The 26,019-nt window shown below is 49.8% G+C and carries 25 protein-coding genes and 6 tRNA genes; 15 read left to right on the top strand and 16 right to left on the bottom strand.

The features are described 5' to 3' along the window. Positions 1–18: 18 nt before the first annotated feature. The 13 genes from EDF88_RS09620 (at position 19) to luxS (ending at position 8,821) form a co-directional block, all read left to right on the top strand. Positions 19–516: a regulatory protein RecX gene (locus EDF88_RS09620; RefSeq protein ID WP_134184377.1), complete on the top strand. Its 498-nt coding sequence runs from the start codon at positions 19–21 to the stop codon at positions 514–516. A 362-nt stretch (positions 517–878) separates the two neighbouring features. Next, on the top strand, positions 879–3,506 hold the full coding sequence (gene alaS, locus EDF88_RS09615) for an alanine--tRNA ligase (RefSeq protein ID WP_134184375.1): 2,628 nt from the start codon (positions 879–881) through the stop codon (positions 3,504–3,506). A gap of 249 nt (positions 3,507–3,755) precedes the next feature. Next, a complete protein-coding gene (gene csrA, locus EDF88_RS09610) occupies positions 3,756–3,941 on the top strand; it encodes a carbon storage regulator CsrA (RefSeq protein ID WP_013574027.1) in 186 nt (61 codons plus the stop codon). Between the two features lie 325 nt (positions 3,942–4,266). Next, a tRNA-Ser gene (locus EDF88_RS09605) sits at positions 4,267–4,359 on the top strand. Between the two features lie 4 nt (positions 4,360–4,363). Next, positions 4,364–4,440 (top strand) — tRNA-Arg (locus EDF88_RS09600). A 197-nt stretch (positions 4,441–4,637) separates the two neighbouring features. Beyond that, positions 4,638–4,714, top strand: a tRNA-Arg gene (locus EDF88_RS09595). Between the two features lie 64 nt (positions 4,715–4,778). Then, a tRNA-Arg gene (locus EDF88_RS09590) sits at positions 4,779–4,855 on the top strand. A gap of 28 nt (positions 4,856–4,883) precedes the next feature. Beyond that, positions 4,884–4,960, top strand: a tRNA-Arg gene (locus EDF88_RS09585). A gap of 64 nt (positions 4,961–5,024) precedes the next feature. Next, positions 5,025–5,101: transfer RNA gene (locus tag EDF88_RS09580), tRNA-Arg, on the top strand. 297 nt (positions 5,102–5,398) lie between these two features. Continuing rightward, a complete protein-coding gene (yqaB, locus tag EDF88_RS09575) occupies positions 5,399–5,965 on the top strand; it encodes a fructose-1-phosphate/6-phosphogluconate phosphatase (protein ID WP_134184373.1) in 567 nt (188 codons plus the stop codon). After that, positions 5,962–6,390, top strand: a complete 429-nt coding sequence (locus tag EDF88_RS09570; protein ID WP_134184371.1) for a YqaA family protein — start codon at positions 5,962–5,964, stop codon at positions 6,388–6,390. Before yqaB ends, EDF88_RS09570 begins: the two co-directional genes overlap by 4 nt. A gap of 204 nt (positions 6,391–6,594) precedes the next feature. Next, a complete protein-coding gene (gene gshA / locus EDF88_RS09565) occupies positions 6,595–8,151 on the top strand; it encodes a glutamate--cysteine ligase (protein WP_134184369.1) in 1,557 nt (518 codons plus the stop codon). 154 nt (positions 8,152–8,305) lie between these two features. Next, complete coding sequence (gene luxS, locus EDF88_RS09560) at positions 8,306–8,821, top strand: S-ribosylhomocysteine lyase (protein ID WP_134184367.1); 516 nt, start codon at positions 8,306–8,308, stop codon at positions 8,819–8,821. A 74-nt stretch (positions 8,822–8,895) separates the two neighbouring features. Here luxS and emrB read toward each other — a convergent pair whose 3' ends face one another. The 14 genes from emrB to EDF88_RS09490 form a co-directional block, all read right to left on the bottom strand. After that, positions 8,896–10,434: a multidrug efflux MFS transporter permease subunit EmrB gene (gene emrB, locus EDF88_RS09555; RefSeq protein ID WP_134184365.1), complete on the bottom strand. Its 1,539-nt coding sequence runs from the start codon at positions 10,432–10,434 to the stop codon at positions 8,896–8,898. A gap of 15 nt (positions 10,435–10,449) precedes the next feature. Beyond that, positions 10,450–11,622: a multidrug efflux MFS transporter periplasmic adaptor subunit EmrA gene (emrA, locus tag EDF88_RS09550; protein WP_064513280.1), complete on the bottom strand. Its 1,173-nt coding sequence runs from the start codon at positions 11,620–11,622 to the stop codon at positions 10,450–10,452. Positions 11,623–11,756: 134 nt separating this feature from the next. Next, positions 11,757–12,287 (bottom strand): transcriptional repressor MprA, encoded by a 531-nt coding sequence (gene mprA, locus EDF88_RS09545; protein ID WP_064513278.1) that lies wholly within the window; start codon positions 12,285–12,287, stop codon positions 11,757–11,759. Positions 12,288–12,372: 85 nt separating this feature from the next. Continuing rightward, positions 12,373–12,714: an L-valine transporter subunit YgaH gene (ygaH, locus tag EDF88_RS09540; protein ID WP_134184363.1), complete on the bottom strand. Its 342-nt coding sequence runs from the start codon at positions 12,712–12,714 to the stop codon at positions 12,373–12,375. Continuing rightward, positions 12,711–13,451, bottom strand: a complete 741-nt coding sequence (locus EDF88_RS09535) for an AzlC family ABC transporter permease (RefSeq protein WP_134184361.1) — start codon at positions 13,449–13,451, stop codon at positions 12,711–12,713. The genes ygaH and EDF88_RS09535 overlap by 4 nt, the downstream gene beginning before the upstream one ends. 124 nt (positions 13,452–13,575) lie before the next feature. Continuing rightward, positions 13,576–14,751: an MFS transporter gene (locus tag EDF88_RS09530; protein WP_134184359.1), complete on the bottom strand. Its 1,176-nt coding sequence runs from the start codon at positions 14,749–14,751 to the stop codon at positions 13,576–13,578. Positions 14,752–14,919: 168 nt separating this feature from the next. Beyond that, positions 14,920–15,912, bottom strand: coding sequence for a glycine betaine/L-proline ABC transporter substrate-binding protein ProX (proX, locus tag EDF88_RS09525; RefSeq protein WP_064513271.1), 993 nt, complete (start codon positions 15,910–15,912; stop codon positions 14,920–14,922). Between the two features lie 55 nt (positions 15,913–15,967). Further along, positions 15,968–17,047, bottom strand: a complete 1,080-nt coding sequence (proW, locus tag EDF88_RS09520; protein ID WP_064513270.1) for a glycine betaine/L-proline ABC transporter permease ProW — start codon at positions 17,045–17,047, stop codon at positions 15,968–15,970. Next, a complete protein-coding gene (proV, locus tag EDF88_RS09515; RefSeq protein WP_064513268.1) occupies positions 17,044–18,243 on the bottom strand; it encodes a glycine betaine/L-proline ABC transporter ATP-binding protein ProV in 1,200 nt (399 codons plus the stop codon). Before proV ends, proW begins: the two co-directional genes overlap by 4 nt. A 433-nt stretch (positions 18,244–18,676) precedes the next feature. Then, positions 18,677–19,639 carry a class 1b ribonucleoside-diphosphate reductase subunit beta gene (gene nrdF, locus EDF88_RS09510; RefSeq protein ID WP_134184357.1) on the bottom strand — a complete coding sequence of 321 codons (963 nt, stop codon included), beginning with the start codon at positions 19,637–19,639 and terminating at the stop codon, positions 18,677–18,679. A gap of 9 nt (positions 19,640–19,648) precedes the next feature. Next, on the bottom strand, positions 19,649–21,796 hold the full coding sequence (nrdE, locus tag EDF88_RS09505) for a class 1b ribonucleoside-diphosphate reductase subunit alpha (RefSeq protein ID WP_134184355.1): 2,148 nt from the start codon (positions 21,794–21,796) through the stop codon (positions 19,649–19,651). Continuing rightward, a complete protein-coding gene (gene nrdI, locus EDF88_RS09500; protein ID WP_134184353.1) occupies positions 21,769–22,179 on the bottom strand; it encodes a class Ib ribonucleoside-diphosphate reductase assembly flavoprotein NrdI in 411 nt (136 codons plus the stop codon). The genes nrdE and nrdI overlap by 28 nt, the downstream gene beginning before the upstream one ends. Beyond that, positions 22,176–22,412, bottom strand: coding sequence for a glutaredoxin-like protein NrdH (nrdH, locus tag EDF88_RS09495; RefSeq protein WP_134184351.1), 237 nt, complete (start codon positions 22,410–22,412; stop codon positions 22,176–22,178). The genes nrdI and nrdH overlap by 4 nt, the downstream gene beginning before the upstream one ends. Positions 22,413–22,622: 210 nt before the next feature. Beyond that, entirely contained in the window at positions 22,623–23,054 is a 432-nt protein-coding gene (locus EDF88_RS09490; RefSeq protein WP_064513258.1) for a carboxymuconolactone decarboxylase family protein, read from the bottom strand. Positions 23,055–23,185: 131 nt separating this feature from the next. Here EDF88_RS09490 and EDF88_RS09485 point away from each other — a divergent pair, with 131 nt between their 5' ends. After that, on the top strand, positions 23,186–24,517 hold the full coding sequence (locus tag EDF88_RS09485; protein ID WP_134184866.1) for a PLP-dependent aminotransferase family protein: 1,332 nt from the start codon (positions 23,186–23,188) through the stop codon (positions 24,515–24,517). Positions 24,518–24,622: 105 nt separating this feature from the next. On the opposite strand, the gene EDF88_RS09480 is transcribed toward EDF88_RS09485, so the two are convergent. Then, entirely contained in the window at positions 24,623–24,949 is a 327-nt protein-coding gene (locus EDF88_RS09480; RefSeq protein ID WP_034457412.1) for a DUF883 domain-containing protein, read from the bottom strand. Between the two features lie 160 nt (positions 24,950–25,109). Here EDF88_RS09480 and EDF88_RS09475 point away from each other — a divergent pair, with 160 nt between their 5' ends. Beyond that, positions 25,110–25,451 carry a DUF2002 family protein gene (locus EDF88_RS09475; RefSeq protein WP_064513255.1) on the top strand — a complete coding sequence of 114 codons (342 nt, stop codon included), beginning with the start codon at positions 25,110–25,112 and terminating at the stop codon, positions 25,449–25,451. Between the two features lie 38 nt (positions 25,452–25,489). Here the strand turns inward: EDF88_RS09475 and alaE are convergent, their stop codons facing one another. Next, positions 25,490–25,945 carry an L-alanine exporter AlaE gene (alaE, locus tag EDF88_RS09470; RefSeq protein WP_064513254.1) on the bottom strand — a complete coding sequence of 152 codons (456 nt, stop codon included), beginning with the start codon at positions 25,943–25,945 and terminating at the stop codon, positions 25,490–25,492. Between the last annotated feature and the right edge of the window lie 74 nt (positions 25,946–26,019).

Below are 26,019 nucleotides of genomic sequence, written 5' to 3'. Positions count from 1 at the left end.
TTAAACAGGTTATCCGCTATGCCTGCCGAATCTACTTCCCGCCGCAGTCCTTATTCTCGCTTATTAGACAAAGCCACTCGTATCCTTGCGATGCGCGATCACAGTGAACAAGAACTTCGCCGTAAACTTGCGGCACAGCCTACATTCCCCGGAAAACCAAGAGCTGAAGAAGACCCATTCACGCCTGAAGATATCGAAAAAGTCATTGCCTGGTGTTATGAACACCACTGGTTGGACGATGCTCAATTTGCCTCACGTTTTATCGCAAGCCGCAGCCGCAAAGGTTATGGCCCGCAACGTATCCGCCAGGAATTGCAGGGCAAAGGTATCGCGCGTGATCTGAGCGAAGCCGCAATGGAAAATTGCGAAATAGACTGGCAAGAGATGGCTCGAGACATTGCCGAGCGAAAATTTGGCGAGCAACTTCCCACAGAATGGAAAGAGCGAGCTAAAGTGCAGCGTTATCTTCAGTATCGTGGCTTCTATATGGAAGACATCCAGGCTGTATATTCTTGATATACCCTTAATACTTAAAGTTGCCTCGGCGTTAGCTTCACTCGTTCACCCGACAAATCTGCTGGGAGCTGATTTGAACGCTGCCAGCAGCGCCCCGAAGGGGTGAGGTCCATGGATGGGCCGAATAATCACTTACTGGAGTAAGCTCATCGGGATTTTCTTGCTTGCCGCCTTGACGCAACTTTAATTATTTTGGGTATAAAAAACGAAATTTTTCCGATTAGGCATACACGGGATTTTACTTCCCTCATAAGAAAACTTATCTTATTCCCACTTTTTCCAGGTAAACAGGTTACGGCCAAAGCATTAAAATTGGCTACACCCGGTTTGCAACTCCTCGTTAGCTTGATTTCAGGATAATTATGAGCAAGAGCACCGCTGAGATCCGTCAGGCGTTTCTCGATTTTTTCCATAGTAAAGGTCACCAGGTTGTAGCGAGTAGCTCCCTGGTTCCGAATAACGATCCTACTTTGCTGTTTACCAATGCCGGGATGAATCAGTTCAAGGATGTTTTCCTTGGTCTCGACAAGCGTAATTATTCCCGTGCAACAACGTCTCAGCGTTGTGTCCGCGCCGGTGGTAAGCACAATGATCTGGAAAACGTCGGTTACACTGCCCGTCACCATACTTTCTTTGAAATGCTGGGTAACTTCAGCTTCGGTGATTACTTCAAACATGATGCCATTAACTTCGCATGGGAATTATTGACCGGCGAACAGTGGTTTAATCTGCCAAAAGATCGTCTTTGGGTCACTGTTTACGAGACTGACGACGAAGCGTTTGAAATCTGGGAAAAAGAAGTTGGCGTGCCACGCGAGCGCATTATTCGCATTGGCGATAATAAAGGTGCTGCATATGCATCTGACAACTTCTGGCAGATGGGTGATACCGGCCCATGCGGCCCATGTACCGAAATCTTCTTTGACCACGGCGACCATATTTGGGGCGGCCCTCCGGGCAGCGCTGAAGAAGATGGTGACCGCTATATCGAAATCTGGAACCTTGTGTTCATGCAGTTCAACCGTCAGCAGGATGGCACTATGCTGCCACTGCCTAAGCCGTCTGTTGATACTGGTATGGGTCTGGAACGTATTGCTGCAGTTCTGCAACACGTTAATTCCAACTATGAAATCGACCTGTTCAGCAAGTTGATCCAGTCTGTTGCTAAAGTGACAGGTGCTACCGATCTGACCAGCAAATCGCTGCGTGTTATCGCTGACCATATTCGCTCTTGCGCATTCCTTGTTTCTGATGGCGTGACTCCGTCGAACGAAGGCCGTGGCTATGTGCTGCGCCGCATCATTCGTCGTGCAATCCGCCATGGCAACATGTTGGGCGCGAAAGAAACCTTCTTCTACAAACTGGTTGGCCCATTAGTTGAAGTCATGGGTGCTGCGGGTGAAGAACTGCATCGTCAGCAAGCGTTGGTTGAACAAGTTCTGAAAACCGAAGAAGAGCAGTTTGCTCGCACGCTTGAGCGTGGTCTGGCATTGCTGGATGAAGAACTGGCTAATCTGAAGGGTGATACTCTGGATGGCGAAACTGCTTTCCGTCTGTATGACACCTACGGTTTCCCGGTTGACCTGACGGCGGATGTTTGCCGTGAGCGTAACCTGAAAGTTGATGAAGCAGGCTTTGAAGCTGCGATGGAAGAACAACGCCGTCGTGCGCGTGAGTCCAGCGGCTTTGGCGCTGACTACAACAGTATGATCCGCGTTGATTCAACCACAGCGTTTAAAGGTTACGACCGCACTGATTTAACTGCTAAAGTCACCGCGCTATTTGTTGATGGCAAAGCTGTTGAACAAATTACTGCCGGGCAAGAAGCTGTTGTGGTGCTCAATGAGACCCCATTCTATGCGGAGTCTGGCGGCCAGGTCGGTGATAAAGGCGCGATTAAGGGTAACGGCATAGACTTTGCTGTTAACGATACGCAGAAATATGGTCAGGCGATCGGTCATCTGGGCAAGCTCGTTTCTGGTGTTGTGAAAGTGGGCGATAGCGTAAAAGCTGAAGTTGATGAAGAGCGACGTTCGCGTATTCGTCTGAACCACTCTGCAACTCACTTGCTGCACGCAGCACTGCGTCAGGTACTTGGCACGCATGTCGCGCAGAAAGGTTCTTTGGTTAACGATAAAGGCCTGCGTTTTGACTTCTCTCATTTTGAGGGAATGAAACCTACAGAAGTGCGTGCGGTAGAAGATATCGTCAACGCACAGATTCGTCGCAACCTGCCGATCGAAACCAACGTCATGGATCTGGAAGCTGCTAAAGCTAAAGGTGCAATGGCGCTGTTTGGTGAGAAATATGATGACCATGTGCGCGTGTTGAGCATGGGTGATTTCTCAACTGAACTGTGTGGCGGCATTCACGCAAATCGCACTGGTGATATTGGCCTGTTCCGTATTGTTGCGGAATCCGGTACCGCTGCAGGCGTACGTCGTATCGAAGCTGTAACAGGTGAAGGTGCGCTGGCAAACCTGCATGCACAGAGCGAACAACTACAGGATATTGCTCAACTGCTTAAAGGTGACAGCCAGAACCTGAACGAAAAAGTGCGTTCGGTACTGGAGCGTACCCGTCAGCTCGAGAAAGAGTTGCAGCAGTTGAAAGAACAGCAGGCGGTGCAGGAGAGTGCAAACCTTTCCAGCAAAGCTGTCGATGTAAAAGGCGTGAAACTCCTCGTGAGTGAGCTCGCCAACGTCGAACCGAAGATGTTGCGTACTATGGTTGATGATCTGAAAAATCAGCTGGGTTCGGCAATCATCGTTTTGGCGACGGTATCAGAAGGTAAAGTTTCTCTGATTGTGGGTGTCTCTAAAGATGTGACCGACCGTGTGAAAGCGGGGGAGCTGATTGGGGTTATCGCTCAGCAAGTCGGAGGCAAAGGGGGCGGTCGTCCAGATATGGCTCAGGCAGGTGGTACAGACACGGCAGCATTACCAGGTGCTCTGGCCGGTGTTGAAGCCTGGGTCGCGGCTAAGCTCTAAGTAAAAAAATAAAGTGCAGACAGACGCCATAACTCATTCAGGTTATGGCGTCTTCTTAATCTGCACACACTCAATAATGATAAAGTCAGGTTAAAGTTGCGTATATCGGCTAGACTTAGTCATATCAGAAGGTAATGTTGTGGTCATTGACAGTTTATGTGTTTGTCACCACTTACTTTTTGGCGTATATGATGGAGAATGCCGGGATACAGAGAGACCCGACTCTTTTAATCTTTCAAGGAGCAAAGAATGCTGATTCTAACTCGTCGAGTTGGTGAGACCCTCATGATTGGGGATGAGGTGACCGTGACAGTGCTTGGGGTAAAAGGTAACCAAGTTCGTATTGGTGTTAATGCCCCTAAGGAAGTTTCTGTTCACCGTGAAGAGATCTACCAACGTATCCAGGCTGAAAAATCGCAACAAACGAGTTACTAAAGTTACTGCGTCTCGCTAATCACTAGCGAGACGCTTCCTTTAGCGCACCCTTTTCTTCGCTTTATCCCGCAATACTCCCTTCATTTCTCGTTATCCCCATAATTTCTTATTCATCCCGAACGCTTCCTTTTAGCTATTACCCTTATCCTGCCTGTTGATAAAACACTCTTTTTGCTGTCAATTCGGCCTTATTGTGCGTGAAGTGTGCAATTGATTATTAGTTGGGAAAAATTGTTTGACTTATAAGTGCAGGAAAGTAATATGTGCGCCACGCAGTGCCGATGAGCAGAAACAAGTTCAACGGTACACCTCGAAAGAGGCGTGTGGTGAGGTGGCCGAGAGGCTGAAGGCGCTCCCCTGCTAAGGGAGTATGCGGTCAAAAGCTGCATCCGGGGTTCGAATCCCCGCCTCACCGCCATTTTGCACCCATAGCTCAGCTGGATAGAGTACTCGGCTACGAACCGAGCGGTCGGAAGTTCGAATCTTCCTGGGTGCACCATTCTTCCTACTACCATTTTGCGCCGGTAGTGTTCCAAAGAAAGTTAATTTCTTAAGGAGCGACAGGGAGAAAAACGTTGCTTTAGCAACGGCCCGTTTGGGCAAGCACCGTGAGTAACTCTCAGGATGCACCATCTAGTTTGATGTTGTTTAGAGCAACAAACAGCATTAAGTCAGCAGTAAAAGAAGTAATCCTGTGCACCCATAGCTCAGCTGGATAGAGTACTCGGCTACGAACCGAGCGGTCGGAAGTTCGAATCTTCCTGGGTGCACCATTCTTCTTCAATATTACGGCAAGTTCAGTAATATTGAGACAGAAGTCAAAAGCAGTACCTCGATGCACCCATAGCTCAGCTGGATAGAGTACTCGGCTACGAACCGAGCGGTCGGAAGTTCGAATCTTCCTGGGTGCACCATTCTTCTTCAATATTACGNNNNTCCTATGCACCCATAGCTCAGCTGGATAGAGTACTCGGCTACGAACCGAGCGGTCGGAAGTTCGAATCTTCCTGGGTGCACCATTCTTCTTCAATATTACGGCAAGTTCAGTAATATTAAGACAGAAGTCAAAAGCAGTACCCCGATGCACCCATAGCTCAGCTGGATAGAGTACTCGGCTACGAACCGAGCGGTCGGAAGTTCGAATCTTCCTGGGTGCACCATATTTCCCCTAAATACCAGCAATGGTAGCGCTTCAGAGAAATTCGATTTCTCAGCAAGCACAAGGGAAGATAACGTTGCTTCAGCAACGGCCCGAAGGGCGAGCCTTCGGCGAGTAATCTTCCTGGGTGCACCATTTTCTCCCCAAGTTTTACCTCCTGAATTTCAAAAACAAAATCCCCTATAATGCCATATTTACCCATTAGTCACCTTCTGAACCATCTCAATTACAAATAAGCGACAATATTATTGGTTTACGATAAAGTAACGCCTCAATATTGAGTGATGTGAGGGATGAGATGTACGAACGTTACGAAGGTCTAATTTTCGATATGGACGGAACCATCCTCGATACCGAACCTACACATCGCAAGGCGTGGCGTGAGACGCTGGCAGGCTATGGCATGCAGTTCGACGAACAAGCAATGGTTGCGTTGAATGGTTCACCTACCTGGCGTATTGCGCAGGCAATTATCGAACTCAATCGTGCAGATCTTGACCCTCATCGCCTGGCGCAAGAAAAGACGCAAGCTGTGAGAGCTATGCTTCTTGATACGGTGCGCCCACTTCCCCTTATTGATGTAGTCAAATGCTGGCATGGGCGTCGCCCAATGGCTGTGGGTACGGGCAGTGAAAGCGATATCGCCGAAGCGCTGCTCAACCATTTAGGCTTACGGCAGTATTTCTCAGCTGTTGTTGCCGCAGACCATGTCAAAAATCACAAACCTGCTCCCGATACTTTTTTGCTGTGCGCTGAATTAATGGGTGTCGCACCAAATAAATGTGTGGTGTTTGAAGATGCAGATTTTGGCCTGGAAGCTGCAAGAGCGGCGGGAATGGATGGCGTGGACGTCCGTTTGCTGTGAGTGAAGGACTATCACTTTTTTCATTATTTACCAGTAGCTTTCTAAGCGCTACGTTATTGCCAGGAAGTTCCGAAGTGGTGCTGGTAGCACTATTAGTTGCAGGCTCTGGCCCAACCTGGTTACTCATCTTAATAGCAACAATGGGTAATAGCCTTGGTGGCTTAACTAACGTTATTCTGGGGCGTTTTTTTCCATTGCGGGAACAATCGCGCTGGCATGGGAAAGCGACTGGCTGGCTGGTACGTTTCGGACCGGCAACATTATTACTCAGTTGGATGCCGTTACTCGGCGATCTGCTGTGCCTGTTGGCTGGCTTATTACGAATGAGCTGGGGACCGGTAATCTTTTTTTTATGCCTTGGTAAAGCGCTTCGCTATATCGTTGTAGCGGCTGCAACGGTTCAAGGCATGGCGTGGTGGCACTAATTGCATGGACTGATATACCTATTATCTTTCTAGCTGCAGGTGTGTTGGCTGCAATCGCAAACCCCAGTCACTTACTCTAGTAAGCTTCTGGTGATTTGCTCTCTTGCCGCCTTCCTGCAGCTCGAAATCTAAAGGGTATAATTATCATCGCCATTTAAAACAATTATGCTTAATAAAAATGAATTCGACAGGCGGGAGGTCAATTTGATCCCGAACGTATCACAGGCGCTGGCCTGGCTTGAACAGCATCCTCAGGCAGTTAAAGGTATTTGTCGTGGTCTTGAGCGTGAAACGCTGCGAGTCACACCAGATGGTCAGTTGGCAACAACGGGCCACCCGGAAAGCCTTGGTTCAGCGCTGACACATAAATGGATCACGACTGATTTCGCGGAAGCGCTACTGGAGTTTATTACTCCAGTTGATGGTGATATCGACCATATGCTGTCATTCATGCGCGATCTCCATCGCCATACAGCCCGTGAACTGGGTGATGAGCGTATGTGGCCGCTGAGCATGCCGTGTTATATCAACGATGGTCAGAATATCGAGCTGGCGCAGTATGGCTCGTCCAACAACGGGCGTTTTAAAACGTTATACCGCGAAGGTTTGAAAAACCGTTACGGTGCGTTGATGCAGACTATTTCGGGTGTGCACTACAACTTTTCGCTGCCGCTGGAGTTCTGGCAGGCGCGTCTGGGTGTTGAAGATGCTGAAAGCGGCAAAGAAGCGATTTCCGCCGGATATTTCCGCCTGATTCGCAACTATTACCGTTTTGGTTGGGTTATCCCATATTTGTTCGGGGCATCGCCGGCGATTTGTTCTTCCTTCCTGCAAGGGAAAGAAAGCGCACTGCCATTTGAAAAAACCGAATGTGGCATGAATTACCTGCCATATGCGACTTCATTGCGACTGAGCGACTTGGGCTACACCAATAAATCCCAGAGTAACCTTGGTATTACGTTTAACGATCTGGAGACTTATGTCGCCGGGCTGAAGCGTGCGATTAAAACGCCATCGGAAGAGTATGCACAGATGGGCGTTGAGAAAGATGGCAAGCGCCTTCAAATCAACACCAACGTGCTGCAAATTGAAAATGAACTCTATGCACCTATTCGCCCTAAACGCGTTACAGGGCCGGGTGAGTCGCCTTCTGATGCATTGATGCGCGGCGGGATTGAATATATTGAAGTGCGTTCACTTGATATCAATCCGTTCTCACCAATTGGTGTTGATGAGCAGCAGGTTCGTTTCCTCGACCTGTTCATGATTTGGTGTGTGCTGGCTGATGCGCCTGAAATGAGCAGTGACGAATTGCTTTGCACCCGCACAAACTGGAATCGTGTGATTCTGGAAGGCCGCAAACCAGGCCTGACACTGGGTATAGGTTGTGAAACCGCGCAGCATCCGCTGGCTAAAGTGGGCAAAGATTTGTTCACAGATTTACGCCGTGTAGCCGAAACGCTGGATGGTATTGCGGGCAATAGCGAATATCAGGACGTTTGTGATCAGCTGGTCGCCTGTTTTGACGATCCGGAATTAACGTACTCGGCACGCATTCTGCGGTCTATGATTGATAATGGCATTGGCGGAACCGGGCTTGCGTTGGCTGAGCAGTATCGTCAGATGCTGACACAAGAGCCGCTGGAGATTTTGACCGAAGACGTGTTGCAGAAAGAACATGATGCTTCATGGCAGCGCCAGCGAGACATCGAAGCCAGTGATACCGAGCCGTTTGATGTGTGGCTTGAGAAACACGCTTAGTAGAAAAGAAAAAGGCCACAATCAGTGTGGCCAAAATATACATCTCTGAATAAGGGATGATGATAACAAATGCGCGTCTTTCATATATTCAGAGTAGTGTGAGAAAGAATGGTTCATTTTATTTTTAAAAAAATCACTTATCGGAGGTGATCAGATGCCGTTGTTGGATAGCTTCACAGTTGACCATACCCGCATGGGCGCACCAGCAGTGCGTGTAGCGAAAACGATGCATACGCCTCATGGCGATACTATCACTGTATTTGATCTGCGTTTTTGCATCCCGAACAAGGAAGTGATGCCAGAAAAAGGTATTCATACTCTTGAACACCTGTTTGCTGGTTTTATGCGTGACCACCTGAATGGAAATGGCGTAGAGATTATTGATATTTCACCAATGGGCTGCCGCACGGGCTTCTACATGAGCCTGATTGGTGTGCCTGATGAGACGCTCGTTGCCGATGCATGGAAAGCGGCAATGGAAGATGTGCTGAAGGTGAAAGAGCAAAACCAGATCCCAGAGCTGAACGTTTACCAGTGTGGCACTTACCACATGCACTCGCTGGAAGAAGCGCAAGATATCGCCCGTCATATCCTTGAGCATGGCGTAAGCGTAAACAGCAACGAAGAGCTGGCTCTGCCGAAAGAGACACTCAAAGAGCTGCATATCTAGTTCTGATTAGGCGTAAGCGCCAATAGCAAAAGGGGCCAATCGGCCCCTTTTGTATTTCTGACATTCTTTCTGACTTAGTGCGCTCCGCCACCACCACCACCGGCACCAAACGGTGGTCTGGCAAACCAGATTAGACCCAGCAACAGAATAAATATTCCTGCAGAAACCCAGAAAATCTCATTGGCTGAGATAATCAGCCCCTGATTGGTAATCTGCTGCGCAATATAGCCAGAGGCTTGTTGCGGCGACATCCCCAGATTTTCCAGTTTTGAATACATCTCCTGCGCATTCGGGTTAAACGGTGAAACGGACTCCGTTAACTGCGAATGGTGTAACGCCTCGCGGTTAGTCCACAGCGTCGTGGTTATCGATGTACCAATCGAACCGGCAAGGGTTCGGGTAAAGTTCGACAAACTCGATGCAGCCGCCATACGCTCAGGCGGTAGCCCGGAAAGCGTAATTGTCGTCAGTGGCATAAAGAAGCATGCCACGGCGAAGCCCTGAATAAACTGCGGCCAGGCCGACGCGCCGAAATCCATTCCCGGCTCGAAGGTATATGCACGCCAGTAGAAACAGACGGCGTACATAATAAAGCTGAACGTCACCAGCCGTCGCATATCGAGCTTATGAGCAAAACGCCCGATAATCGGCGACAGCAATACAGGAAGAAGTCCGACCGGTGCCGATGCCAGACCTGCCCAGGTTGCCGTGTAGCCATATACCTCCTGCAACAGCTGCGGCAGCAACACAATTGCGCCGAAGTAGAGCATGTAAGCGAGACTGATACACAAGCAACCAATGGTGAAGTTTCGCGACTTAAACAACGACAAGTCGACTATCGGGTTGTCGTCCGTTAGCTCCCAGACAATCAAGAAACTAATCGTCACCACCGCGACGATTGTCAGAACGACCACTTCCGTTGAGTTAAACCAATCCAGCTCTTTACCGCGGTCGAGCATGATTTGCAGGCTACCAATCCCCACCACCAGCAGCGCAAGGCCGATGGCATCAATACGGCGCTGCTCGGTTTTGGTTTCACGGCCACGCAGCGTTTGCATCGTCAGCAGAACAACCACCGCCCCGATCGGCACGTTAATAAAGAAGATCCAACCCCAGTGGTAGTTATCACTGATAAAACCACCGAGAATTGGCCCACAAATCGGCGCCACGATAACCGTCATCGACCACAGCGCCAGCGCGATACTTCGCTTAGCAGGCGGGTAGTTATTGAGCAGCAGGCTTTGCGAAAGCGGAATCAACGGCCCGGCAACGATCCCCTGGATAACGCGGAAGAAGATCAGCATCTCCAGACTTTTGGACACGCCGCAAGCCCATGAAGCCAGCACGAACAGAATCGTCGACCACATAAACAACTTCACTTCACCAAAGCGCTTAGCAAGCCACCCGGTGATAGGAATTGAGATGGCGTTGGCCACCCCAAATGAAGTGATAACCCAGGTCCCCTGGCTCAGAGACGAGCCAAGGTTACCGGCAATGGTCGGAATGGCCACGTTGGCGATGGTAGAATCCAGCACCTGCATAAAGGTCGCCAATGACAAGGCGATGGTCATGATGACCAGCGGTGCCCCTTCTAGCGGTTTTTGTTGTGCCATACAACCTCCGCTTTGTTAACCCGCATTGGCCTGGATGATGTTATTAATCAACTCATTAGCAGGTGCCAGGTTAAGTTCGCGCGCGTTACTTTCATACACCGGAGAGTGACGCGTCTCGTTAGCCAGAATACTGCCTTCACGGTTGCTGGTATCCACGGTAACTAATGTGGATAGGCCAATACGTAGCGGATGTTCTTGAAGTTGCTTCGCATCAAGCTCAATACGTACTGGCAGGCGCTGAACGACTTTGATCCAGTTGCCGGTAGCGTTTTGCGCCGGGAGCAGTGAAAACGCGCTGCCGGTGCCCATGTCCAGGCCTACGACCTTGCCAGTGTATTCAATTTTATCGCCGTAAATATCACTGACAACCGTTGCAGGTTGGCCGATACGTATATGCGCAAGCTGCGTCTCTTTAAAGTTCGCATCGACCCACAAACCACTTGCTGGCACGATAGCCATCAGAGGAGTTGTTGGGCTTATTTGCGCACCAACCTGAACAACGCGGCGTGAAACATAGCCGGTCATTGGGCTTACAATTTTTGTGCGGGCTAGCGCCATCCATGCGTTACGCAACTCGGCAGCCGCTTGTTTAACACTTGGCTGCTCTTCGAGTTTGCTACCCAGAACCATGGCCTGGTTTGCATTGTATTGTTGAATGGCAACATCCAGTTGCGCTTGAGCCGTCGCGACGGCATCTCGGGCGTGTTGCAATTCTTCACGGCCAATCAGGTTTGCGTTACCCAAAGGTACGCGGCGATTAAGGTCGCTTTGAGCTTGAGCAAGCGAAGTCTTTTGCAGCTCAATATTGGCCTGCAACTGCTTACTATTAATCATTAACTGACGTGTCTGGCGCACGCTTGAAGCCAGCACGGTTTGTGCCTGCTCAAAAGCTTGCTCAGCGTCAGCCTGGTCTAACGTTACCAGAACATCGCCCTGTTTAACGAAGTCGGTATTTTCAGCCCAAACTTTGGTTACGCTTCCGGAAACCTGGGACATTATCTGTACCTGATTACCGGCCACATACGCATCATCCGTATTTTCGTAGTGACGTAACACCAAAAACCAATAAATCCCATATGCCACAGCAATAATTACAAACAGCAAGGTCAACACAAGTAAGGCACCTTTACGTTTGCCTTTCTTGTTACCCGGCTGTTGCGGGGTTTGAGTCTCCGCATGTGCGCTCATGCTTATCTCCACACTTTTTTATTATAGTGATCGGCTGAGCCGACCTGTTAGACCCAACAGGCCAGCAAGGTGAGTTGCTGGCCTGTCGGTATTCATCTTTTTTGGGGTATTACGATTTCACGCGATGACAGCACTTAGCGCACGGCTTCAAGTACAGTCTGGTTTTCGTCCATTTCATCAAGGCGGGTCAGCAGTTTGCGGGTAATATTTTCCAACTGCTCTTTCTCCGTACCGCTCAGCGCAGACCACAGCTCATGCAGGCAGTGGTGTTGCGGTGGTAACACCTGACGTATGAATTCCTGACCTTTTTCGGTCAAATGCAGATGCAGGCAGCGGCGATCGTTATCGCTTTCACGGCGTTCAATCCAGCCACGCTTTTCCAGCTCATCGGCAATTCGGGTCGCGTTGGTTCGAGAAGAACCTAAAGCACAGCTTAGTTCAGAAGGCTGGATGCTATGGTTTTCCTGAGATTCAAGAGTGATCAACGCCATAAATAGCGTCTCGTTAATGCCCTGAGCTTTCAGCATCTTATTGCGGTTTTCCAAAAGCTTGCCTTGCATGTGCATGCACAGGCGCGTCAGAAGGACTTCCTGGTATGGGAATTCTTCGTAGCGTTTGGCGCGAAATTTTAGCATTTGTTCAATGGGCGTAAACGAACTATCCATTTTGGCATAACCTCATTAGTTGCGGTCGATATAATAACGATGGTGACAAATAAAGTAAATGTATTGTTTATACGTTTTTTAATCGTCAGACGGCGATCACCATCATGAGTTTCCAGGTTAATCCATAACCCAGAGCACTTAATAACGTCGGGATAATAATGCTGCGAGTTTTATAAAAGCTCAGCCCGAGAATGATAAAGCCCATAAGCGTTGGGACCAGACGCTGCGCATCGTGCATGATCTCAGGCACACTTGAGACCACCAGCAGGGCGCAAATTGATGCAATGCCAATACTATCGAGCAGCACGCCTGTCGCACCAAGTTTGGCTGGACGTGTCGAATTTGCCCTGATTCGCAGAGGCAAATAACGGAACAGGTAGTTCGCAAGCCCGACCAGCAGACCCAGCAAAAGTACTTGTGTACTCATCCCGGTTCTCCTTGATAAAACGCCTGCACTAACGCCGCCAGGCATCCACACGCAATGCCTGCAAAAATCGCAGCAGGAATCGAAATCAGCGTGACGTCCAATAGTGCACCAGCAAGCGATGCGGTCACGATCCAGGATTGCTTACGCTGGAATGACGCCAGCAAGAAGCTCAGAAATAGGGCAGGCAGCATAAAACCTAGCGCTGCTTCTACTGCCGGGAAGTTATCCAGCAAGCCATTTCCGGACCAGGAACCCAGCGCCGTACCCAGAATCCATGAAAACCAGGAGCTGAATGCGATACCGATCATCCAGTTTTCGCTCCAGCGACGATTATCACGGACCAGTTTCGCTGTTGCGGCAGCAAACACTTCGTCGGTCAGGCCAAAGGCCCAAATCGCGGTTTTAGGTTTACTTAACTGGCGAGTGATTCGTTGGCGCAGGGAAGGGCCGTATAAGACGTGGCGCACATCCATTGCCATTACTGTTAATGCTGCCACCCATAGCGAGCTACCCGCAGCCAGCAATGCGGTAATAACAAACTGGCTAGCGCCTGCATAAATAATGCAGGAGAAAAATAGACTTTCGAATGGGGTAAATCCTAGCTTTGTGGCATTCAGCCCAAACGCGAATGCTACCGGGATATAACTGATGACAATCGGTAAACTGTCTTTCAGCCCTTCAACCCAGGTAGCATCATTTTGGTTAGTATTTAAGTGATCTGTTGCAGGACTATCCATATTAACTATTTATCTATTTCTGACGTTAATGTCACTCGAATGAACAAACAGGGATAACCTTAACAGACTGGTACGACCCTTAATACCCCAAATTATTCAAGGGGAATGTAAAGGATTAGAGCCATCACGGCTGACGGTGATAGCCACGCCACCACACTACTAAATTTAGTAGGGCGATGATGGCACCTGCTGCGCAAACGCCATTCCATCCAGCATGTTGATATGCACTGGCAGAAATGACTGAACCTGCGGCGCCACCAATAAAGTAGCTGGTCATGTAACCGGCGGTTAAGCGATTTCGTGCATCCGGCATCATGCGATAGATAACGGTTTGGTTAGTGATATGCACACCCTGAACCGTTAAATCCAGCACCAGAATGCCAATGATTAGCGCGATGACTGAATACTGCCCCATTGCGGTCGCAATCCACGACAGCAGCAGCAGCACCAGCCCAATGGTTGTGGTGAGATGTGCTTTACCTTTATCTGCAAATCCACCCGCCGGACGGGCACCCAGCGCACCCGCTGCACCCGCGAGGCCAAACAGGCCAATCATCCCATCCGAGAAGTTAAATGGCGGCGATGCCAGCAGAAATGCCATTGATGTCCAGAGGATACTGAAGTTGGCAAACGTCAGGCAGCCCAATAATGCGCGAGTACGCAATAGAGGGTTTTTGATAAACAAGCCGAATACAGAGGACAGTAACTGCGGATAATTCAGATGAGTTTCAGTCTTCACTTTCGGCAAGCCGCGCCACAGGGCTAAAGCCATCAAAACCATGAGCACACTGGCAACCCAGTAAACGGTACGCCAGCCACCAAGACTTGCCAGCAGCCCGGCAACGGTACGTGCAAGCAAAATACCGAGCAGCAGGCCACTCATAATCGTGCCGACCACTTTGCCGCGCTTTGCAGGTTCAGCAAGCGTTGCTGCAAGCGGCACCAGAATTTGTGCAACGACCGAGAACAAGCCGGTGAGTGCAGTGCCAAGAATCATCATCCATAACGTCTGGCTCAGCGCGACAATCACCATGCCGCCTGCGGCAAGCAGCGTCATAAAGACAATTAACCCGCGGCGCTCGAACATATCGCCTAGTGGCACCAGCAACAGCAAACCTGCGGCATAACCCAGTTGTGCGGCGGTTACAATAAATCCGGCCTGGTTAATCGAAAGGGAAAACGCATTAGCGATGGTATCGAGTAGCGGTTGCGCGTAGTAGTTACTGGCAACGGCCAAACCCGTGGCAATAGACATCAGGACGATAAGCGCGGGGCTAAGTCCAGGGGCGGTATTTTTCATTGTTATTCTTCAACTTGCGATGATGGTGCGGGAATAATAACGAAAATTAACGTAAGCAGGAGTCGGATTGTGCGGTTTGTTTTGGTAGGAATACCCTCTCCAGGCAGGAGAGGGTTAGGTTTTCACCTTCTCCCGAAGAGAAGGCCGGTCTCAGATTAATACAAAGGCTTACTTAGCGGCTAAAGCTTCTTTCACCCAGCCATCAAACTGCGCCTGGTGTGCTTTAATCCAGCCATCAACGTGGCCCTGAATATCTGCTTCTGAGGATTTACCGTTATGCATCATCGCATTCTCGGCATTGATATCCGCCAGTGGTAGTTTCATCAGGCTAAACAATTTCGCCGCCTGGGGGTTTTTCTCGGCCCAGGCTTTGTTTGCCACGATATGCATGGTGTTCACTGGGAAACCATAGTTCGCGCCATTCGGCAGTTTGGTGTCGATATTCTTTTGCTCACCCGGCAAGGACGAGAACGGCACCTGCAACCACACCACATCTTTCCCAGGTTTGAGCACATCGCTCACCCAGTATGGCGTCCAGGTGTAATACAGCACCGGTTTGCCTTCTTTATAACGTGCAATGGTATCCGCCATCATCGCTGAATAATTACCGTGGCTAACCGTTACCGTATCGGCCAGCTTATAGGCTTCGTTCTGATGGTTAATCACCGCTTCACAACCCCAACCCGGCGTACAACCCATCATGTCGGCTTTGCCATCGTTGTTGCTGTCGAACAGTTTGGCAATCTTCGGATCTTTTAGCTGCTCAACGTTGGTGATGTGGTATTTATCTGCGGTCTTTTTATCGATGAGATAACCCTGTGCCGCGCCGGTCACATACGTGCCTTCGCGATAAAACTTGTTACTGCCACCCGCAGCGGCATACATATCGTCATGCAGTGGCTGCCAGTTCACTGCGGTAAATGTGGCATCGCCAGAAGCAATCGAGGTGTAACCCACGTTGTAATCCACTTCGCTTGCCGTATTTACGGTGTAACCCAGTTTTTCAAGGGCACGGCTGACAAGCTGTGTCTGGAAGGATTCTTCAGAAATGGTGCTTTGAATTGGCTGAACCGTAATGCCTTTACCCGGCAAGTCAGCGGCAAAAGTGCTGGTGGTAACGAGTGTGGCAAGAGCTGTCGCGAAAAGAGTCGTGTGTCGCATCGTTATTCCTATTTTTGGTGATGGGGCATGAGGCGGCACGCATGCCGCCACAGGCTTATTTAATGAAGGGACGGGTCAAGAGACCAATTGGGCCGGTATTGAACCAGCGGCGGTTGCCACGGCTGCGCGAATCGCGGCCAATGGACTGAGTTAAGCGGTCGAGAATAATGGCAAGAATGACAATGCCGACGCCGCCGACGGTCGCAAGACCCATATCGAGGCGGCCAATACCGCGCAGAACCATCTGGCCCAGGCCACCAACGGCAATCATCGAGGCGATAACCACCATCGAAAGTGCCAGCATCAGTGTCTGGTTAACGCCCGCCATTATGGTCGGCATCGCCAGCGGTAACTGAACCTTGAACAACATCTGGCGCGGGCTTGCGCCAAACGAACGCGAGGCTTCAATTAGATCTTCCGGCACCTGCTTAATACCCAGAATCGTCAGGCGCACAATTGGTGGCAGGGCGAAGATAATCGTCACTACCACACCTGGCACGTTACCGATACCGAACAGCATTACGATTGGCACCAAATAAACAAACGCTGGGGTGGTTTGCATCGCATCCAATAAGGGGCGAATTATTTTTGCTGCCCGTTCGCTGCGTGCCAGCCAAATCCCCAGCGGCAGGCCGATTATCATGCAGAACATCAGGGCCGTCAGTACCAGCGCCAGCGTTACCATAGCTTGTGACCAGGCACCAATCGCGCCAATCGCTACCAGCGAAATCAACGTTGCGATACCCATTCCCAGGCTCGACATCTGCCAGGCAATCAGCGCAAACAGAATGATGGCAACCGGTGCTGGCATCCCCAGCAAGAAGTGCTGGAAGCCACTGAGGATATAATCCACCGGCACGCGAATGCCCTGAAACACCGGGCGGAAGTGTGTCACCACCCAGTCGATGCCGTGAGTTACCCAGCTATCGAGTGGGATCAGCGTCTTATGGAACGGATCCAGAATGTTAAAATGTTCTGGCTGTGGCGCAGGAGCTGAATTCAGCCAGTCTGCACTGCCACTTGCCGCAGGCGTGGATGCCGCCTGGCTTCCCCACGCATCAGCAGTTGCAGCGGCATGGTTGGTTGTTGTGTCGGCAGCCGCACTGCCGGTATCCCACGGATTTGCTTCACTCATTGACTTACCCCCTCACGATCTAACGCCTGGAGCAGCACCCCTTTTGAGATGATACCCACGTACTGACTCTCTTCACCTATGACCGGAACCGCGCACGGAGCCTGGCCTACATGGGTGAGCAGATCGCTTAGTGACGTATCAGCGGAAACTGCCGCCGGAGATTCGAGGTAAGCATTATCCAGACCCTGACCAGCAGCCAACGCCGCTTTCAGTGAGTCAGTCGAGACAATACCGAGGAATTTTTGCCCGCGTTCGATGACATAACCGAATTCACGATCTTCGTCTTGCAGCAATTTCAGCGCAGAACGAGGGCCAAAACCGGCGGTTTTACGCAGCAGGCCAGCAGGGCTTCGGCGGGCAATATCTTTGGCGCTAAATACCTGACTAATATCCACACCACGGAAGAAGGTGCGTACATAATCATTTGCCGGATTATTGAGAATTTCATCCGGTGTGCCGACCTGTATTACTTCACCACCTTGCATAATGGCAATTCGGTCGCCAATACGCATTGCTTCATCTAAATCGTGGGAGATAAATACAATGGTACGTTGGTGTTTAGCCTGCAATTTAATTAATTCATCCTGCATTTCAGTACGAATTAATGGATCGAGTGCGGAGAAGGCTTCATCCATCAATAATATATCTGGATTAATTGCCAATGCGCGGGCTAAACCAACACGTTGACGCATACCGCCAGAAAGCTCATCAGGATAAGCGTGGGAATAATTTTCAAGCCCTACCTGACGCAATGCATCAAGAGCTTTTTCCTGACGTTCTTTTAACGGAATTCCCGCTAATTCCATGCCGAAAGCAGTGTTATTTAACACCGTCATATGGGGCATCAGAGCAAATGACTGGAATACCATTGAGATCTTGCTCTTACGCACTTCACGCAGTTGTGCGTCTGATATCTTAGCGATGTCTACACCATCAATCAGTACCTGCCCACGGGTTGGTTCAATCAGGCGATTGAGAAGGCGAACCATGGTGGATTTACCGGAACCCGATAACCCCATGATGACAAAAATCTCGCCTTCTTCAATTGCCAGACTGGCGTCTTTTACGCCAAGCGACAGCCCTGTTTTTTCCAGTAATTCGGCTTTTGAAATACCCTTTTCAATATATTTAAATGCGCGCTGTGGGTGCTCACCAAATACCTTATATAAATTCTTCACTTCAAGTTTAATTGCCATGCAATAAAGTTATTCCTGTATTTATATATTTATACACAATTCCTGATGGAAATATTCACTGCATATACCCTAACATACTCAGAATCTGAGACAACCCTCGATTTCTGATATATCCAATATCCGCGCGGCTTGAGTGGGCAGAATTTCCCATGAGTAAAGGGCTGAGAGCAAATCAGAGAAAGATGATATTTTTTGTAAGCGAAGGCGAAATTTGCCTGAATAGCGTGATATTCAGGCGGAAATGTAAACAGCGATTTTGTAGTGTTGACTGAAAATATCAACGCCAGAAATGTGCGGTTTATTTGGCTTAATTTACGATAAGAAACCAAAATAATTCGAGTTGCAGAAAGGCGACAAAGCCGCAAGTCCCCAGGAGCATAGATAACTATGTGACAGGGGGGCGCGGGTGCAGTCAACGCACCTGCGGCTGTTTTTAGAAATCCCAGTCTTCGTCTGTAGTTTCCACCGCTTTCCCCATTACATACGATGAGCCAGAACCCGAGAAAAAGTCGTGGTTCTCGTCCGCATTGGGGGAGAGTGCTGCCAGTATCGCTGGGTTCACCTCTGCCATTTCAGGCGGGAATAGCGCGCTGTAACCCAGGTTCATTAATGCCTTATTCGCGTTGTAGCAAAGAAAGGCTTTCACCTCTTCCTGCCAACCCACATCACCGTAAAGCGCATCGGTATAAGCGACTTCGTTATCGTAAAGATCCATCAGCAAATCGAGGGCAAAGTTTTGCAGCTCGGTCTGGCGCTCAATGCTTTGCTGCGCCAGCACTTTCTGGAATTTGTAACCGATATAATAACCGTGCACCGCTTCGTCGCGAATAATCAGGCGAATCAGGTCAGCCGTGTTAGTTAATTTGCCACGGCTCGACCAGTACATCGGCAAATAAAATCCAGAATAGAAGAGGAAAGACTCCAGAAATACGCTGGCAATTTTCTTCTTCAATGGATCATCGGCGTGGTAATGAGCGAGGATAATTTGCGCCTTACGTTGTAGTGGCGGGTTTTCTTCGCTCCACGCATACGCCGCATCAACATCTTTAGTCTGGCAAAGCGTTGAGAAAATCGAGCTATAGGAGCGGGCGTGCACCGCTTCCATAAAGCTCACGTTAGACAAAACGGCTTCTTCATGCGGCGTTATTGCATCATTCATTAATACCGGTGCGCCAACCGTATTCTGAATAGTGTCCAGCAGAGTCAGCCCGGTAAACACGCGGATAGTCAGTTGCTGTTCTTCATCGCTGAGCGATTGCCAGGCCGGAATATCGTTCGACAGTGGGATTTTCTCTGGCAACCAGAAATTGCTGGTCAGGCGATTCCACACTTCGAGATCTTTCTCATCCTCGATATTGTTCCAGTTGATGGCACTTACGCGGGTTAACTCAGTCATGATTTCTCCTTATAAAGCGCAGGACACACAGCCCTGCACCTCCGTTCCATCCAGTGCCATCTGGCGCAAGCGAATGTAGTAGAGCGTCTTGATGCCTTTTTTCCAGGCATAAATCTGCGCTTTATTAATGTCACGAGTGGTGGCGGTATCGCGGAAAAACAGTGTCAGCGATAAACCTTGATCAACGTGGCGAGTGGCTTGCGCATAGGTGTCGATAATTTTTTCCGGGCCGATATCGTAGGCATCCTGGTAAAACTCCAGGTTGTCGTTAGTCATAAACGGAGCCGGATAATAAACACGACCGATTTTACCTTCTTTGCGAATCTCGATACGTGAGACTATCGGGTGGATGCTTGATGTTGCGTGGTTGATATAAGAGATCGAACCCGTCGGCGGGACAGCCTGCAAATTCTGGTTATACAGGCCGTATTCCATTACGTCGTCACGCAACTGTTGCCACTCTTCGCGGCTGGGAATAGCGACCCCGGCTTTGGCAAATAACGCGCGCACCTTCTCGGTTTTTGGCTGCCAGCTTTCTTGCAGATATTGGCGGAAATATTCGCCATTCGCATAACGTGATTGCTCGAAACCTGCGAAGCGCTGTTTGCGTTCTCGTGCCAGTAAATTTGATGTGCGTACTGCATGCCAGGTCACGGTATAAAAATAGAAATTGGTAAAATCCAGACCTTCTGGCGAGCCGTAAGCAATACCTTCACGCGCCAGATAACCATGGAGATTCATCTGGCCGAGGCCGATGGCGTGTGACGCGGCGTTTCCTGCTTCAATCGACGGTACTGAGCGAATGTGGCTCATATCGGAAACCGCTGTTAGCCCGCGAATTGCGACTTCGATAGTCTCGCCAAAATCGGGGGAATCCATGGTATGGGCGATATTCAGTGAGCCGAGATTGCAGGAAATATCTTTACCTGTTTGTTGGTAATCGAGGTTTTCGTCGTAAGTAGAAGGGCTATTAACCTGCAAGATCTCTGAACACAGGTTGCTCATATTAATACGCCCGGCAATCGGGTTTGCGCGATTTACCGTGTCTTCAAACATGATGTACGGGTAACCAGACTCAAACTGGATCTCGGCCAGTGTCTGGAAGAAATCACGCGCATTAATAAAGGTTTTGCGAATACGCTCGTCCGACAGCATTTCTTCGTAAAGTTCGCTGACGGCAATATCACCAAATGGCTTGCCGTAAATACGCTCGACATCATAAGGCGAGAACAACGCCATCGGCTGGTTATCTTTCGCCAACTGGAAAGTGATATCCGGGATCACTACGCCAAGCGAGAGCGATTTGATGCGAATTTTTTCATCAGCATTTTCGCGCTTGGTGTCGAGAAAACGCAAAATATCGGGATGATGGGCGTGAAGATAAACCGCGCCCGCGCCCTGGCGCGCACCGAGCTGGTTGGCGTACGAAAACGCATCTTCCAGCATTTTCATCACCGGAATAACACCGGACGACTGGTTTTCGATGCGTTTAATCGGCGCGCCAACTTCACGCAAATTGGAGAGCAGGAAAGCTACGCCACCGCCACGTTTCGAAAGCTGCAATGCGGAATTTACCGCGCGGCCAATCGACTCCATATTGTCTTCAATTCGCAGCAAGAAGCAGGACACCAGTTCGCCGCGCTGCATTTTCCCGCAGTTCAGAAAAGTGGGCGTGGCAGGCTGGAATCGGCCGCTGAGCATCTCATCCATCAATTGCGTGGCGAGGTTTTCGTTACCCTGCGCCAGTGTTAACGCCACCATGCACACACGGTCCGGGAAATGTTCCAGATACTCTTTACCGTCGTAAGATTTCAGGGTGTAGCTGGTGTAATACTTCCAGGCGCCGAGAAATGTCTGGAACTGGAAACCACTGTTGAGCGCCTTCTCAAACAACGTGACGACAAAACGACTGTCATAGCGTTGTAGCACGGCATTGTCGTAATAACCTTCAGCCACAAGATAGTCGAGGCGAGCTTGCTGGTGGGGAAACTGGCGCGAACGGGGTAGCACATGTTGTTTATGGAATTGCTCTACCGCCAGCTTATCTTTCTCAAACTGGATATGGCCTTCGGAATCATAAAGATTCAACATGGCGTTGAGTGCGTGATAATCCGCGCTTTCCGTCGCCATTACGCTGATAGCTTCTGTCGTTGCCAAAATTCTTTGACTCCCTTACGCACGTTTTCAATATCTTGCTCGGTGCCGAGTAACTCAAAACGATAGAGATACGGTACCTGGCATTTCTGGGCTATCACGTCGCCCGCCCGGCAAAATCCTTCGCCGAAATTTCGATTACCGCTGGCAATCACACCGCGCAGTAACGAGCGATTCGTCGGATTATTTAAAAAACGAATGACCTGGGCCGGTACGGCGCCGGCAATTCCGCCGCCGCCGTAGCTTGGCACTATCAAAATATAAGGCTCTGGAACGATCAGCCGCTGTTTGAAATCCAGCGGAATGCGCAGTGCGGGTAATTCCAGGCGTTCGACAAAACGCAGAGTATTTTCCGAGGTGCTGGAGAAGTAGACGAGATGACTCATGCAGTCGCCAGGTTGCGCAGACGGTTGATCATATCCGGCCGGAATCCGCTCCAGCTCTCTTGTTCTGTGACCACAACCGGCAACTGGCGAAAACCAAGGGCGCGTAATTCGTCGGCGGCTTCCGGGGTTAAATCGAGATTAATCAGTTCGTAAGTGAACCCACGGCTTTCGATGGCGCGTTTAGTTGCGTGGCATTGGACACAGTCATTTCGAGTGTATATGGTAATGCGCATGATTCTTATTCTCTCCGATGTTGAGAATATGAATACTAGATGTGGGTGTTAAAATAATCAACCATACAAGATATAGTCTTTTTCGATAAGGACAGCAAAGGTGATGAGCGGGGCAGGTTGCGGGCAAAAAAGAATTTTTAGGGTGGATTAGCGTTAGCGAAATCCACCACTATTGTGCGGGTGTCGCTGTGCTAATCCGACCAGAAAAAACTACATACGCATACTGATCGCCAGGCGGTTGAACGCATTCATCAGGCTTGCAGTGAAAGTAAGATCGCTAATCTCTTGTGCGGTGAAGAATTGCAGCAACGGTTGGTACACTGCATCTTCTGCACCACCTTCGGTAATCAAGGTTATTGCTTCGGCCCAGGCCAGTGCCGCGCGCTCTTTATCACTGAAGTGATTACTCACTTTCCAGCCCGCCAATGCATCTAGCTTGGTCTGGTCTACGCCATCTTTGCGCAGTGCTTTTGAGTGCATCTCGAGGCAATAGGCGCAGCCGTTAATTTGCGAGACGCGCAGGAAAACAAGTTCAATCAGGGTCGAGCCGAGCGAGCTTGATTCCAGGCCTTTCAGTGCCTGAAGCATAGGCTTAAATACGGCTGGGGAAAGGTCGTAATAAGGCTGGCGTAATTCAATCATGGGGTAATCCTCGTGTTGGTGTGCGGGCAATTTAGCACTATGATGGACTACTAAAGAGAGCCATAAATTAACTAATAAAGCAGGCCATAATGGCAAGGTCGATTGAACCCGTAGTGAGTGCTCACCATTCGATACCGCGTTACCAGCAAATCGCGCGACAGCTTAAGCAGGCAATCAGTGATGGCGAGCTGGTTGCCGGAAGCCGTTTGCCGTCAAGTCGCACCATGGCGCTGGAACTTGGGGTGGCCCGGGCAACAGTGGAAAATGCCTACGGGGAGCTGGTTGCGCAAGGGTGGCTGGAAAGACGTGGCCAGGCAGGGACCTTTGTCAGCTTGTCGGTGACGAAAGGCGCAAATAACCCCGAGACGACAACCAGCCAACCGCAAGGTACGCCACGTCCGTTCCAGGTGGGTTTACCCGCGTTGGATGCATTCCCGCGCGCATTGTGGGCGCGAATTATGGGACGGCGCTTACGTCTGCAAACACGCTACGATTTAGTGTTACCCGAAGCGAATGGGGAATCGACTTTACGCCAGGCCATTGCCGATTATTTACGTTTTTCACGCAGCATCGACTGCCAGCCGGAGCAGATCTTCATCACCGCAGGTTTTCAGGCTGCAATGAGGCTGGTTGTGCATGCGCTAGCCAAACCTGGTGACGGAGTCTGGCTCGAAGATCCCGGTTATCGCTATGTACGCCCGGTATTTTCAGAAGCGGGGATGGCATTACATCCGGTGCCGGTCGATGGTGAAGGGATGCAGATTGATTATGGTATTAATCATTTTCCCGATGCGCGTTTTGCACTTTTGACCCCGGCTCATCAAAGCCCGCTGGGCGTGGCTTTATCCATAACTCGCCGTCGCCAGTTGCTTGATTGGGCTGCGACAAATCATAGCTGGATTATTGAGGACGATTACGACAGTGAGTTCCGCTACCACGGAAAACCGCTGCCGCCGATAAAAAGCCTCGATGGTCCGCAGCGCGTTATCTATGCCGGAACGTTCAGTAAATCTTTGTTTCCCGCTTTACGCGTCGCCTGGCTGGTGGTGCCGCAACAGGAGGTTGAGGCATTTTCACAGCACACACATTTCCTGCCATGTACTGCCCCATTGTTGATTCAACAAACCATTGCAGATTTCCTGCGCGAAGGGCATTTCTGGCGGCATTTGAAAAAGATGCGTTTGTGCTACAGCGAGCGAAGAGTATGGCTGGAGAATGCTCTGCAACAACAGGGGTTTGATGTCGTCCCACAGGCGGGAGGCATTCAACTGGTGATGCGCGTAAAGGGTGATGACCGTGTACTGGTGGCTAAAGCTCGCGATGCAGGGCTTGCGGTACAAGCATTAAGTGACTGGCGAATGGTGACAACAGGGGAAGGGGGAATATTGATGAGTTTTACTAATCTCACCTCACAAGCGATGGCGTTAAAAGCCGCGAAACAGCTACGCGATGCGATTAGCTGAAATCAAATAGCCAACAAAGACGCCGCTTGAGGAATTACGGATATAAAAAACCCCGGAAGTGGCTCCGGGGTTAGACGCATATTTATTATCACTACACTTTTCGGATTATCGACGGGAAGCTAATAAAGCCCCGATGAAAATACCTACAGCGGCGCTGATACCCACGCTCTGCCATGGTTTATCTCGTACATATGTATCGGCACAACCTACCGCATCACAAGCGGCCTGTTTTACGCGGGTGCGACCATGAAGGCGGGCTCTGGTCTCTTTAAGCAGAGACTCCGCTTTTTTGCGGGCAGCTTCCCCTTCTTCTTTAACATCGCTACCGAACGATTTAAGAACCTCTTCCAGCGTGTCAGCCAGTTGGTTCACGTCACGGTTAATATCATCAACGCCTTCGTCTACATCATTTCGATTTACGCGGTTAAACATTGGTTTCTCCCTTTTTGCGATGTACTACTCAGTGTAGACCATAATTTTTAGTAATGAGTCAGTTCACTCTCTTTCACCGTCTTTATGGACTAATCTGAAAGCGTTGCTAATGCTGGTTATTGTAAGGTTGCGCTGCAATAGAAGATGACGAGGAAAAAATATGTATTTACGACCTGATGAGGTGGCCCGCGTTCTTGAAAAAGCCGGTTTTACCATGGATATAGTGACACCGAAAACCTACGGATACCGGCGTGGGGAAAACTACGTTTATGTAAATCGTGAGGCGCGGATGGGGCGAACAGCTTTGATCATTCACCCCACGTTAAAAGAACGAAGCCAGACTCTGGCAGAGCCTGCGACAGATGTAAAAACCTGCGATCACTATCAGCAATTTCCACTCTATCTGGCTGGTGAAACCCATCAGCATTACGGTATTCCGCATGGATTTAGTTCACGCGTCGCCCTGGAACGTTACTTGTCTGGCTTATTTGGCGAGCACTAATTCGAATGAGGCGTTGTTGGGTTCACACCTCAACGCTATCACACCTCTGCTTTTGCGCTTCGATAACCGCTGATACGAAATAAACGACGGCAATAATCAAGAAAATAGCCATATGCAGCGCCCATAAGCATCGAGACGATGATATTTGAACTTACCGCCGCGACTATTTGATTCCAGTCTGCTCCAACCGACCACAAAATAGCGACGTACACAGGTGACTGGAAAGTCACGTAAGCCAGTACATCGGCGAGATTTTTCGCCCAACTTGCCTGGCTGTAGCGTTTGGTAAAACGCATAAATGCATCACGGTAAAAACCGTATGGCCAGGCAATCAGAATGTTTACGGGAATGGCGACCAGGCGCGAAGAGAGTGATTGCTCAAAACTCATGCCTGAGAGAAAGATTTCAATCATCATGTTCACAACCGAGCAATACACTACCATCGCAAAAGTATCTGCGACTGCATGGCGCAGGCGTGACTCAGGAGAAAACATTATTCTAACTCCGAATGATAATTAGCGATATACACTGCCATTGAGTGCTAATGGCAGTGCTAATAAATGATTTG

The sequence above is a fragment of the Buttiauxella sp. BIGb0552 genome (genome assembly GCF_004366275.1).
Classification (GTDB): Bacteria; Pseudomonadota; Gammaproteobacteria; order Enterobacterales; family Enterobacteriaceae; genus Buttiauxella; species Buttiauxella gaviniae.
The sequence above is the reverse complement of the archived record's forward strand: the minus strand, read 5'-3'. Positions and strand labels throughout refer to the sequence as shown.